7 protein-coding genes are annotated in these 12,644 nt (G+C 75.3%); 4 read left to right on the plus strand and 3 right to left on the minus strand.

The genetic code is table 11. The features are described 5' to 3' along the window. Positions 1-275 precede the first annotated feature (275 nt). From WMF31_RS27370 to WMF31_RS27380, 3 genes are all read left to right on the plus strand, one after another. Positions 276-3,815 (plus strand): Npt1/Npt2 family nucleotide transporter, encoded by a 3,540-nt coding sequence (locus WMF31_RS27370; RefSeq protein ID WP_436604763.1) that lies wholly within the window; start codon positions 276-278, stop codon positions 3,813-3,815. A 151-nt stretch (positions 3,816-3,966) separates the two neighbouring features. Continuing rightward, positions 3,967-5,454: a DUF6600 domain-containing protein gene (locus WMF31_RS27375; RefSeq protein ID WP_436604764.1), complete on the plus strand. Its 1,488-nt coding sequence runs from the start codon at positions 3,967-3,969 to the stop codon at positions 5,452-5,454. Positions 5,455-5,520: 66 nt separating this feature from the next. Further along, the gene (locus WMF31_RS27380) at positions 5,521-6,135 is read left to right on the plus strand and encodes a hypothetical protein (RefSeq protein WP_436604765.1); all 615 of its coding nucleotides are present in this window, start codon (positions 5,521-5,523) and stop codon (positions 6,133-6,135) included. 89 nt (positions 6,136-6,224) lie between these two features. Here WMF31_RS27380 and WMF31_RS27385 read toward each other — a convergent pair whose 3' ends face one another. From WMF31_RS27385 to WMF31_RS27395, 3 genes are all read right to left on the minus strand, one after another. Beyond that, positions 6,225-7,790, minus strand: a complete 1,566-nt coding sequence (locus WMF31_RS27385; protein ID WP_436604766.1) for a M16 family metallopeptidase — start codon at positions 7,788-7,790, stop codon at positions 6,225-6,227. Beyond that, positions 7,787-9,280 carry a M16 family metallopeptidase gene (locus WMF31_RS27390; protein WP_436604767.1) on the minus strand — a complete coding sequence of 498 codons (1,494 nt, stop codon included), beginning with the start codon at positions 9,278-9,280 and terminating at the stop codon, positions 7,787-7,789. Before WMF31_RS27390 ends, WMF31_RS27385 begins: the two co-directional genes overlap by 4 nt. 312 nt (positions 9,281-9,592) lie before the next feature. Further along, the gene (locus tag WMF31_RS27395; protein ID WP_436604768.1) at positions 9,593-10,951 is read right to left on the minus strand and encodes an MFS transporter; all 1,359 of its coding nucleotides are present in this window, start codon (positions 10,949-10,951) and stop codon (positions 9,593-9,595) included. A 358-nt stretch (positions 10,952-11,309) separates the two neighbouring features. Between WMF31_RS27395 and WMF31_RS27400 the strand changes: the two genes are divergently transcribed. Continuing rightward, positions 11,310-12,578: a hypothetical protein gene (locus tag WMF31_RS27400; protein WP_129346717.1), complete on the plus strand. Its 1,269-nt coding sequence runs from the start codon at positions 11,310-11,312 to the stop codon at positions 12,576-12,578. Positions 12,579-12,644 lie beyond the last annotated feature (66 nt).

Below are 12,644 nucleotides of genomic sequence, written 5' to 3' on the forward strand. Positions count from 1 at the left end.
CGCCCGCGCGCCAGGGCGCCAGCGCTCCGGCGCTCGACGCCTCGCGGGCGCGAACGCCCCGGCGCTCCGGCGCGGACGCCCCGCCGCCCGGCGCGCCGGCGCGGACTCCCCGGCGCGCCGGAGCGCCGCGGCGCCGGCGCCCCGGCCACCGGAAGAGCTCGGTGGCCCTCGGTACGCGCGCTTCGAGAGACCTCGGCTAGCCTGAGCGGGGTGGAGTCAACGACGACGCCCCATCCGAGCCGGGCGCCAGGGAGCGCACCTCTGCCGTGGAAGTGATGCGCTCGGGACAGCCTGGCGCGCGCACCGACGGCGCGCCCACGTCGAAGCCCGCCCCCGCGCCGCGGTCGCCGTCGTCGCGGCCCAGCCGGACGCCGCCGGGCGGCGCCGCGTCCGGCGCGGACACCGCCGTCTTCGGCGTCACGCTCACCCGCGTCGAGCTCCACCGGACCGCGCTGCTCTTCTGCCTGCTCTTCCTCGCCGCGCTGGTGTTCGTCGTCGGCCGCTCGGCCCGCGACGCCCTCTTCCTGACCAGGTTCCCCGTCACCTGGATCGCGCCGATGTGGATCGTGTACGGCGTCGCCTCCGCGCTCACCGCGCTCGCCTACAACCGCGTCGCCCACAGCCTGCCGCGCGCCCGCCTGTGCGTCGCGTTCGCCCTCTTCGGCGCGGCCACGTTCGCGGTGCTGCGCGTCCTCATCGGCCAGGAGGTGCGCGCCGCCTACCTCGTCTTTTACGTCTGGTCCGAGATCATCGCGAACTTCACCGGCGTCCTCGTCTGGGCCATCGCCCAGGACCTGCACGATCCCCGCAGCGCCAAGCGCCTCTTCGGCCTCATCGGCACCGGGCGCGTCATCGGCACCGTCGCCTGCGGCTTCGCCACCGGCGCCGTCGTCACGTGGATCGGCACCGAGAACCTCCTGCTCGTGCTCGTCGCCGCCCTCCTCGTCATGGCCGCGCTCACGACGTGGCTCGCCCGGCGTCACCCCCTGGCGCGGCCCCCCTCCGGCGACGAGGAGATCCTGCAGGCGCGCCTGCCGCGCACGGCGGTGTGGCGCTCGCGCTACGCGCTCACGATCGCCCTGTTCACCCTCCTGCTCTTCACCGTCCTCACGGTCGGCGACTACCAGTTCAAGGCGGTCGCGCTCTCCGCCTACCCCGCCCGGGACGACCTCGCCCGGTTCATGGCGTACCTCTACGGCGCCGTCGGCGCGATCGGCCTGCTCGTGCAGCTCGTGGCGACGCCCGTGGTCCTCCGGCGCCACGGCGTGCTCGGCGGGCTGCTCGCCATGCCGGCCGCGTTCACCGCGAGCACCGCCGCGCTCCTCGCGAGCCCGTCCCTCGCCTTCGCCGCGATCCTCAAGCTGAGCGACAACGCGCTCCAGTTCACGATCCACGACGCGACGATGCAGCTGCTCTTCTTCCCGTTCCCGCCGGCGCTCCGGGAGCGGGCGAGGATGCTCGTCTCCGCGATCGCCAAGCCGCTCGGCTACGGCGTCGGCGCGCTGATCCTGCTCGCCATCGCGCCCACCGCCTCGACCGGCGCCGCGCTCGCGCGCGACGCCGCGGCGCTCGGCCTCTATTCCATCCCGCTCGGCATCGCCACGATCGCCCTCATCCCGCTCGTGCGGCGCGGCTATTTCGACGCCATGCGCCGGACCCTGATGCGCCGCCAGCTCGACGCGGACATCGTCGCCTTCGGCCCGCAGACGCGCGCGGTGCTCCGGGAGGCGCTCCACAGCGCCGCCGCGACCCAGGCGCTCTTCGCGGTCGAAAAGCTGCGGCTCTACGAGCCGGACGTCGTGCGCGAGGCCCTGCCCGCGCTCGCGCGCCACGGCTCCGCCCGGGTGCGCGCGCTCGCGGTGCGCCTCGCCGCCGAGCTCCGGCACGACGACGGCGCCGAGATCGCGCGCGCCGCGATCCGCGACCGCAGCACCGCCGTGCGCGTCGCCGCCGTCGAGGCGCTCGCCGCGCTGCTGCGGGAGGACGCCCACGACGAGCTGCTCGCGCTCGCCGGGGAGGGCGCCGCGCCCCAGGGCCCCGCCGCAGGGCCCCCCCGCGGCGGGGCGCGCCGGGACGAGGCGCTCCGCAACGCCGCGATCGCGGCGCTCCTCCGCTACTGCGGCCTCGACGGCATGCTCGAGGGCGCGCCCCGGCTGCGCGCGCTGCTCGAGAGCCCGTCGCCCCGCGATCGCGTCGCCGCCGCCCGCATCCTCGGCCTGGCCGGCCGCGCGTCGCTCCAGCGCGCGCTCGCCCGGCTCCTCGGCGACACGGATCCCGCGGTGCGCCGCGAGGCCGTGCGGTCGTCGTCGAGCGTCGCCGATCCGCGCCTCCTCCCCCTGCTCGCGGACGCGCTCGCCGAGCGCGCCCTCGCGCCGGCCGCGGCCCGGGCCATCGAGGCGCTCGGCGACGAGGTCATCCCCGAGCTCGCGGCGCGCCTCGACAGCGACGAGACGCCGCGCGCCGCGCGGCTCGTGATCCCGCGCGTGCTCGCGCGGCTCGGCAGCCGCGGCGCGCTCGACGCGCTGCTCGCCCGGATCGACCACCCGCACGAGGCCCTCCGCCAGAAGGTGCTCGCGTCGGCCTCGCGCCTGCGGCTCGCGCTGCGCGCCCCGCCGGCGCCCCTCCGCGTCATCCGCGCTTCCATCGACCGCGAGACGGTCGAGCACGTCCGCGAGCGCGAGGCGTACATCGCGGTGCGCCCCCGCGTCGCCGGCCCGCTGCTCGACCAGCACATGCTCCGCCGGCTGCGCAAGGGGCTCATCCGCGTGCTCCGGCTGTGCGAGCTCGCCTACCCGCGCGAGGTCGTCGCCCTCGTGCGCAATCACGTCTTCGGCCCCGACCCGGCGCTGCGGGCCAACGCGTTCGAGGTGCTGGAGTCGCTGCTCGATCGCCCGCTGCGCGAGCGCCTCGTCTCGCTCGTCGAGCGCCTGCTCGAGCTCTACGCCGCCTTCCCCGCGAGGCCCATGCCGGAGGAGGCCGACGTCCTCGCCTGGGTCCGCGGCGAGATGGCGCGGGGCGAGCCGTACAGCGCGGCGCTCGCGCTCGACGCGGTCGCGCGGCACGCGATCCTCGGCGCCGCCGAAGACGCGCTCGCCGCGACGTATCACCCCGACCCGCTCGTGCGCGAGGCGGCCGCGATCGCGACCGCCGTGACGTACCCGGCTGGCGCCCGCGAGCGCCTGACCGCCCTCCGGGCCGATCCGGATCCCGCGGTGGCGCGTTACGCACGATACTGGGCGGTCACCGGCGGCACCGGCATCGATCCCGAGGACGAGATGTACACCACGATCGAGAAGATCCTGTTCCTCCAGCGTGTTCCGCTCTTCTCCCGCGTGGCCGGCGACGATCTCGTGGGCCTGGCACGCGGCTCGCTCGTGGTCTCGCTGCTGAGGGGCGACGTGGTCTTCCGCCAGGGCGAGACCGGCGGCGCGCTCTACTCGATCATCTCGGGCGAGGTGAGCCTCACGCTCGACGGCCGCGAGATCGCGCGGCTCGGCCCGAACGACGTCTTCGGCGAGATGTCGCTGTTCGACAACGAGCCGCGCGCCGCCACCGCCGTGGTCACCGACGACGCGGAGCTGCTCCGCGTCTCCGCCGAGGATTTCCGCGAGGCGGTGCGGGAGACGGCCGAGATCGCCGACGCCGTGATCCGGGTGCTGAACCGGCGCCTGCGCGAGGCCGAGCGGAGGCTGGCCGACGCGCACGCGCGGCTGTCGCTCGTGCCGAAGCCGGCGCCGTCGCCGCCGTCGCTGCCGGCCCGGGAGCCGCCGCCCGACGGGGAGACCCCGGCGCTCGACGACGGCGACCTCGATTGAGCGTCACGGGCCCGATGGAGCGCTGCGTCTAGCGCCGTCCCGCGCGCCGGTACACGCACCGGCACGCAGCGCGCACACCCCTTGCATGGCGGCGAGGGCCGAGGCCGGGGTCGACCCGACCTCTCCCTGGCATCCACCCCGAGAAGGACCCATGATGCTCTCGATGCCTCTGCCGCTGTCTGCTCCCCCTTCGCGCCCTGCGCCCGCCGGGGTGCCAGGCATCACCAGGGCCCGGCTCTGCCGGCTCGGGTGCGCGCTGCTGCTGCTCGCGGCGCTCGTCGCCGCGCCGTCGACCGGCGCCGCCCAGGGCCTCCCTCAGGGCTACACCACCGACGATCCCCCCGCGGCCGGTGAGACCGCGCCTTCACAGCCCGTCGAGGCCCGGCCGGTCCAGGTCGAGGTGGGCGTGAGCGCCGAGATCTCGGTGGATGCGTACGCGGACACCGACCCGAGCGCGCTGATCGAGTTCGAGCGCCCCCTCGCCCCCTACGGCACCTGGGTCGACGACCCGACGTACGGCAGGGTCTGGGTGCCTTCCGTCGTCGTCGTTGGCCCCGATTTCGCGCCGTACCAGACCGCGGGTCGCTGGACGCTGACCGACGAGGGCGAGTGGCTCTGGGTCAGCGATTACGCGTGGGGCTACATCCCCTTCCACTATGGCCGGTGGGTCTGGACCTCCACCCACCGCTGGGCCTGGATCCCCGGGCGCGTGTACGCCCCGGCGTGGGTCGTCTGGCGCGTCGGCGATCACGGCTACGTCGGCTGGGCTCCGATGCCGCCCACGTACGTCTGGCGCAGCGGCGTCGCCGTCTCGCTGTGGACCGTGCCCCCGGCGCCGTACGTGTTCTGCCCGACGACGCACGTGTTTCACCGCCACATCCACAGGCACGTCGTCCGCGACCGCGCGATCGTCCGGCGCATCGCCGCGCACTCGCACACGTACCGGCCTGCGCGGCCGACCGCGAGCGCGCCGGCGCGGATCGGCGCCCGCCCGGGGCGCCCTGACGGCGCTCGAGACGCGGCGCCGCACCGGCTGCGCCCCGGCAGCTACCGCCCCGCGTCGCCGTCGCTGGCCGAGGCCCGCGTCCCCGCCTCGGCCGCGCCGCGGCATCGCGGCAAGCCGGACGCGCGCGCCCTCGCCTACGCGCGCAAGAGCACGACCCCGCACGCACGCACCCTGCCCCCGCCCGCGCGCCGCTTCACGGCGCCCCCCGCTCCCGGCGGCAAGCGGCGCGAGGCGCCCTCGCTGCGCACCCCGAGGATGCCGGGCAGCCAGGCGCCCGCCCCGGCCGCAAGGCCTGCCGCGCCGGCGCACGGCCTGCACAACGCGGGCGCGCCGCCCCGCCCCGGCGCGAGCGCGCCGCACCGCGCCCCGCGGACGGTCACGGCGCCCCCGGCGCGCCCCGCGGCGCCGCGCGTCGCCCCCTCGCCGCGCGCCGTCCCGGAGCGATCGCAGCCCGCCCCGGCGCACCCGGCGCCGCCGCCGGCCGCGCCCCGGCCGAAGCTGAGCGCGCCGCCCGCGAAGCCGCGCTTCACCCCGGTCGCGCCGCCCTCGCACGAGCGCCGGCGCATCCACCGCCCGTCGAGCCCGCCTCCGGGGAGGACGGCGCCGGCGCCGAGCCGTCCGCGATCGCGGTAGCGCCTGGCCCACGTCTTGCGAAGCCCACGAGCAGGAGCAGATCCGATGACTTTTTCCGCTGACTTTGTGAAGCTTCGTTCACTCGGGGTGTGGTGGTTCCTTCTCGCCGGCGCGCCCCTTGCGCTTGGCGGCTGCATCATCGTCGACGACGACGGCCACCACGACCACCACGGCTGGCACGACGAGGACGACTGGGACAACGGGGACGACTGGGACGACGAGCCTGCGCCGCCTGATCAGGACCCCTGGCGCGTCTCCATCGACACGGACGCGCTGGTGAGCAGCGAGCCGGGCGAGGGCGTCGGCATCTTCGTCGAGTACGCGGCCGGCGGCACCTGGACCATCTGGACGACCTGCGACACGAACACCTCCAGGGTCGCCTGCAGCTTCGATCTCTACGCCTCGGTGGACACCTCGTCCGAGCTGTTCGACATCGCGGGGAGCGAGCTCGAGAGGACGGACACGACGCGCCTCGTCGACGAGGGCATCGCGTACCTCCACGCCGAGACCGGCTCGGACGTCGACGCGATGACGTTCACCACGACCGAGGGCGCGATCGTCCGGCTCGAGGCGTACCTCGACGGCGAGCCGCAGCCTCGCTTCATCTACTGGTTCGGCGACGGCGTCCTGCACGAGGGCGCGCCCAGCAACCCGATCGATTTCGAGCCGACCTCGCCCTGAGGGCTCCCTCGTTGCCTCGCGGCGGCGACGTGCAGCGCCGCCCGGCGCCGCCGCCCGCGGCGCGGGCGGCGACGCGGGCGCCGCGCCGCTCAGGGCGTCTTCTTCCCCAGCGCCCCCTGCACCGGCTGCCCCTCGACGTCCCACGCCTCCGGCTCGCCCAGCCCGATGGCCTGGAGCTGCGGCAGGATCTCCTGCCGCGGCCCCACCACCACGACGGTCGCCTGCTTCGGATCCACCGCCCTGGCGAGCTCCGCGAGGCCCGGGAGCGTCGCCTTCTGGCGCGCCTGGCTCGCCTCGGCGTCGAACGTGGCCGGCAGCCCGAGGATGGCCAGCGACCCGAGGCGCGAGGCGGTGTGGCTCACCGTCTCGTAGGTCGAGACGAGCTCCGCGCGGTCGTGCGCCAGCACCTTCGCGAGCTCGTCCTCGGTCAGCCCGGACTCGGCCATCTTGTCGAGCTCGGCGAGCATCTCCTTCAGGGCCGGCCCGGTCGCCTCCTTGACCACAGCCGCCCGCGCCGTGAAGGCGCCCCCTCGCCTCCGCTCGGTGAACGCCGAGCGGGCGCCGTACGACCAGCCGTGATCCTCGCGGAGGTTCTGGTTCAGGCGTGACGTGAACGAGCCGCCGAGCGCGGTGTTGATCAGCTCGAGCAGCGGCAGCCGCGGATCGCTCGCGGCGACCCCCTCCCGCACGACCGCGATCACCGACTGCGGCGCCCCCGGGCGGTCGACGAGCACGACCCGCGGCGGCTTCCAGGCGGGCGCCCCCGCCGCGGGCGCGCCGGCCTGCGCTGCCTTCCCCGGCTTCCCCGGCTGCGCCCCGGGCGGGGCGCCCTTCGCCGCCCACGCGCCGAGATCCCGCGAGATCGCCTGCGTCACCTCGTCCTGCGTGATGTCGCCGACCGCCACGATCACCGCGCGGTCCGGGCGCCACGCCGTCCGGTAGAACGCCTGCACGGCCGGCAGCTTGACCGACCGGGCGTCCGCGAGCAGCCCCTCGACCGGATGCCCGTAGGGCGTGCCGGGCCCGTGGAGCGCCGCCGTCGAGACCAGGCCCGACACGCGCACCGGATCGTCGCCGCGCTTCCGGAGGTCGTTCTGCCAGAGCTCGCTGACGCGCCTCCACTCCTTCGCCTCGAAGCGCGGGCGCGCCACCACGTCCGCGAGGAGGGAGAACGCCTCGGAGAAGTTCTTCTTCAGCACGGAGAGCGTCGCGAAGCTCCCGTCGACGCGCGCGCCGGTCACGAGCGTCGCGCCGAGATCGTTGACCGCGCTGGACAGCGCCACCGCGCTCCGCGTCCCGGCGCCCTCGTCGAGCATGTCCGCCGTGATGTGCGCGAGCCCCGCCGCGCCCTTCGGATCGTCCGCCGAGCCCGAAGGGACGGCGATGGTCACGGACACGAGCGGGAGCGTGTGGCGCTCGAGCAGCCAGATCGTCGTGCCGTTCGGCCCGTCGAACACCACCGGCGACGGCGGCGTGAACGGCCTCGGCTCGGGCAGCGCGGGCTTCGGCCCGAGCGGGTCCGCCGGCTGCGTGGGCGCCGGGGCCGTCGGCTGCGGCGCCGCGGCCCGGGCCGCGGGCTGCGGCGGCGGGCTCGACCCGCAGCCGAGGGCCGCCGCGAAGAGCGGGATCATCGCCCATCCATGCCTCGCGCTCATTTCGTCACCGCCTTCCCCGCCTCGCCGCTGCCCCTGGGCACCACGCGCACGATCACCCGCGCATCCGGGTCGAGCGTGCTCTTCGCGTAGGTCTGCAGCGACGCCGCGGTCGCGTCGCGGTAGCGCTGCAGATCCTGCTCCACGAACCCGGGCTGACCCGTCCACGTCTCGTACCGGTTGAGCATCGAGGCCCGCCCCGCCACCGACTCGATCCCCCGCACGAAGGCGGTCTCGAACTGGTTCTTGGCCCGGTCGAGCTCCTCGCGGGTCACCTTCTGGTCGCGCACCCTCGCGAGCTCGGCGTCGATGGCGGCCTCGAGCTTCTCGAGCGGGACGCCCGGCCGCGCGATCGCCTCGACGGTGAAGGTCGAGCCCAGGTCACCGGACGACTGCATGGCGCGCACCTCCTGGGCGAGCGGGCGATCGTAGACGAGCGCCTTGTAGAGGCGGCTCGCCTTGCCGTCCACGAGCACGGTGGCCAGGAGGTCGAGGTCGGCGTCGCCCGGCGCGAAGCGGGCGGGGCTGTGCCAGGCCATGACCACCTTGGGGAGGTTCACGTTGTCCTCGATCGTCTCCCGCGTGACCCCCTTCAGCTTCACCGGCGGGGGCGCGGCGGGCTCGGTGACCGGCCGCGCCGGGATGCCGCCGAAGTACCGGTCGATGAGCTCGCGCGTCTTCTGCGGATCGAAGTCGCCCGCCACGACCAGGGAGACGTTGTTCGGCACGTACCAGCGCCGGAAGAACGCGGTCACGTCGTCGACCGTCGCCGCCTTCAGGTCCTCGTGGGAGCCGATCACGGGGTGGTGGTAGGGGTGTCCCTCCGGGTAGAGCAGCGTGGGGAGGAGCAGCTCGACCTTGCCGTAGGGCTCGTTCTCGCTCGTCTGGCGGCGCTCGTTCCGCACGACGTCGCGCTGCGCGTCGAGCTTCGCGGCGTCCATGCTCTCGGCGAGCGACGAGAACCTGTCGGCCTCGAGCCAGAGGAGCAGCGGCAGGGCGTGGGCCGGCGCGACCTCGTAGTAGTCGGTCCGGTCCGAGCTCGTCCACGCGTTGTTCCAGCCGCCTTCGGCCTCCATCCAGGCGTCGAACTGCTTCGTGGGGACGCGCCGCGTGCCCATGAACATGAGGTGCTCGAACAGGTGCGCGAACCCGGTGCGCCCCGGCTCCTCGAACCGCGAGCCGACCTTGACCATGACGTTCACGGCGACGATCGGCAGCGCGTGGTCCTCGTGCAGGATCACGGTGAGGCCGTTCGGGAGCGCGTACTTGGTGAACGGGACGTCGAGCTTCGGCGGCGGCGCGTCGGCCTTCTGCGCCACCGGCTGCGCGGCCTTCGGGGCCGCGGCCTGCGCGGCCTTCGGCGGCGAGGGGGCGGGCTCGGGCGGCGCCGCCGGCGCGGCGTCGGGCACGGACAGCAAGAGGGCCGCCGCCACGGCCGCCACGATCGGTCGGGCGGAGCGCGGGGGCGGCGCGTGACGCGAGCGGGTCTTCATGGCCGGGAGCGTTGCGCCGGCCAGGGGCGGGATGCAAGCGGGCCGGGGCGCGGCCGGCGCGGCGAGCTCCGCGAGGTGCGCGTGTCAGATTGTCACGAGGAAGGGACGTCCAGATGGCCGGGGGGATGTCCAGATAGCCGGGTGAGGTGTCCAGATGGCGCCCTCGGGTGTCCAGATGGCGGCCTCGGGTGTCCAGATGGGGAACGAGCAGGTCCAGAAGGGCAGGACTCGCCGGGCGCAAGAACGGAAGAGCGCTGGCCCTCACGTCTCACCTCGGCGGTGCACCTCGCGCAGCGGCCCTGCGAGGCGCGGCTACTCCCTCGGCACCCAGCGCGACAGCACCACCCCCGGGATCGACGCGGCGAACGCGATCGCGAAGAACGCGGTGAACCCCACGGCGTCGGCCAGGTAGCCGCTCGCGCTGCCGGCGACGGTCGCGGAGACCGACATCAGCGCCGAGCCGATCGCGAAATGCGACGACTTGTACCCGTCCGCGCAGCGCCGCATCAGGAACACCACCAGCACCGCCGTGCCGATCCCGGCGGCGAGCTGCTCGAGCGTCACGAGCGCGACGATCCACGGGAGCGCCGGCCGGAGCCAGGCGAGCGCGACGTAGAGCAGGATCGCGAGGCTCTGCAGGAGCGCGATCGGGAAGATGGTCCTCGCCAGGCTCCAGCGCTGGATGGCCACGCCGCCGAGCATCGATCCCGCGATCGACGCGACCGTCCCCACCCCGCCCACGGTGCCGCGCATCGCCGTGTCGAGCCCGAGATCCTTGAGGAGCGGCGACGACATGGCGAACATGAGCGCGTCGCCCGCCCGGTAGCAGAGGATGAACGCGAGGCTCGACGCGATCCGGGGCTGCCGCAGGAAGGCGCGGAACGGCTCGACGTAGCGCAAGAGCAGCCCGGCGCTGCCGCCGAGCTCTCCGGCGGCGCCGGGCCCCGCGGCGGCGGGCGCGGCCGGCCGGGGCAGCGAGAGCGCGTGCGCGAGCGCGAGCAGCGCGAACCCGACCGCCGCGACGGCGAACGCCGCGCCGAACGACGCCCAGCCCGCGAACGCGACCAGGAGCGCGCCCACGAGCAGCGCGATCCGGTACGCGCCGACCCGCAGCCCGGAGAAGGCGGCCTGCGCGTCCTTGTCGAGCGCCTGCAGGTAGAAGCCGTCGACCGCGATGTCGTGCGTCGCCGCCGCCACCGCGACCACGCCGAACAGCGCCGCGACCAGCCCGAGCGCGCCGAGGTCCGCGGCCGCCGCGAGCGCGAGGAGGATCGCCGCGAGCGCGAGCTCGGCCCCCACGAGCCAGCGCCGCGAGCTGCCGTGGAGATCGACCAGCGGGCTCCAGAGGAACTTGAGGTTCCACGGCAGCCCGTAGAGCGACACGAGCCCGATGATCTGGAGGCTCGCGCCCGCCGCGGTGAAGAACTCCCCCGCGACCTTGTGCGCGATGGCGTACGGCAGGCCCTCGGCGAAATACGTCGACGAGATCCAGAGACCCCGGCGCGATGATCGCTCCGCGACCGCCGCGCCCTGCGCCGCGACCGCCGCGCCCTGCTGCGCCGCGACCGCCGCGCCCTGCTGCGTCGCGACCGCCGCGCCCTGCTCGGACGGCGCGCCGCGGGGAACGGCGGCGGGCTCGATGGACTTGTGGGATGTGACGGCAGCCTCCACGCGCTCTCCGCACCCTTACACGAGCCACCCCGGGGCCGAGCAAGTTCCCGGGAGATACGGCGCGTCGACGGCCGCGCACCGGTCCTGTGTCACCTCGAACGGCAGCGCGAGGGCGCTGCGGACTCCATCGCGAGCGACGCTGTGGTATCGGTCCGGCATCTGGTTTAACGGTGAACTGCATGCGATGGGCTCGCGTTTCTCCGGTGTCCCCCTGCCGTGACGGCCGCGACGCCGATCGCGGCGCCCCGCGCCGGATCGTCCGTACGGCCGTGCTCGTCCGGGCGGCGCGCGCGCGGGCCGCTCGCGCGCCGAGCAGGACGCTGCCTTACCCATCTCCGGTCTTTCCGAGGGAGCGAGCGTGAACGAGTACACCCGGCGCGAGGAGGTCCGCGCCACCTTCATCGCCTCGGCCATCCTCGTCCTGTGCATCGCCGTGGCGGTCCTGCGGCTCGTGACCGTCGAGGGCAAGCTCGTCCCCGATCCGGTCGCGCGGCGGCAGGCGGAGGAGTCCGAGGCGCGCCTCGCGCCCGCGCGCGCGTGCGCCGTCGCCGGCGAGCAGCTGATCGCCGAGATCGAGGTGTTCAAGAAGCTCGCAAAGTCGGCGCGCATGCCCGACCCGGGCGAGGAGGCCGTCGAGGCGCCGAAGGCCCCGCCCCCGCGCGCGCGGCGCAACGCGCCGGCGCCGAAGCCCAGGGAGCCGGACAGGCAGCTCGCGTGGGCCTCGGCCCAGCCGTCGTACAAGCAGGCCAAGATCCTCGCCGGCTGCCGCGAGGCGACCGAGGCGAGCGTGGGGGTGCGGGCGAGCGCAACCCCCGCGTGGGACGCCATCGCCGCGGCCGCCGCGATCTCGCCGCCGGGCACCGCGGAGACCGAGCAGTTCGAGGCGGCGAAGAAGCTCCTGTCGCTCCTCTCCGACATCCCGGCCGACAAGGTCGCGCAGGCCACGAAGGACGCCGAGGCCGCGTTCAGGGCGACCGCCGAGCGCGATCGGGAGCGCGCCAACACCGCCATGGTCCGCGAGCCGCTGCCGCAGGGCGTCTTCTCGCGGCGCGTCGCGGTGAGCGTCGGCGTCGGGCTGACGGTCTGCGCCCTGCTCATCAGCTACCTCGGCGTGCGCGCCGCCTCGATGCGCCGGCTCGCCACGCTGCTGCCGCTGCGCGACGCGGTGCGCAGCGGGCGGCCCGGCGTGCAGGCGGCGGAGATCCTCCAGACCGCGGCCGCGCACAACAGCGGCGAGCCCGGCATCGTCATCGGCGCGGCCCTCGGCGGGCTCTCCGCCGCGCTCCTCGCGCCGAAGGACGCCGATCTCTTCGTCGCCGGCGTCATGGCGGGCCTCCTCATCGGCCTCGGGGGGCAGTGGGCCTTCCGCCTCGCCATCGGGGCGAGCCGCTGGCGCGCACGCGCCATCGAGCTCGCCGAGGTCGAGAAGCCCGCCATCCCGATCGTGCTCGTCCTGAGCGGCGTGAAGCCCGGCCTGGAGCCGGAGTTCATCCAGTTCCTTCGCTCGCTGCCCCCGGCCGACGCCGCCGCGGCGGTCGAGAAGCTCGCCTCGCAGGCCGAGGAGCGCATCCTCGCCGCCGCCGACGCGGGCGCCACCTTCCAGCAGGGCAGGCTGCCGCCGGGCTGACGCCACGGAGGGGGGAGCGCCGCGCGCCGCCAGCGCTGTCCCCCGGCCCGGCGGGGGCGCCCGGGC

This window comes from Sorangium sp. So ce1036, from assembly GCF_051369805.1.
GTDB classification, from domain to species: domain Bacteria; phylum Myxococcota_A; class Polyangia; order Polyangiales; family Polyangiaceae; genus Sorangium; species Sorangium cellulosum_F.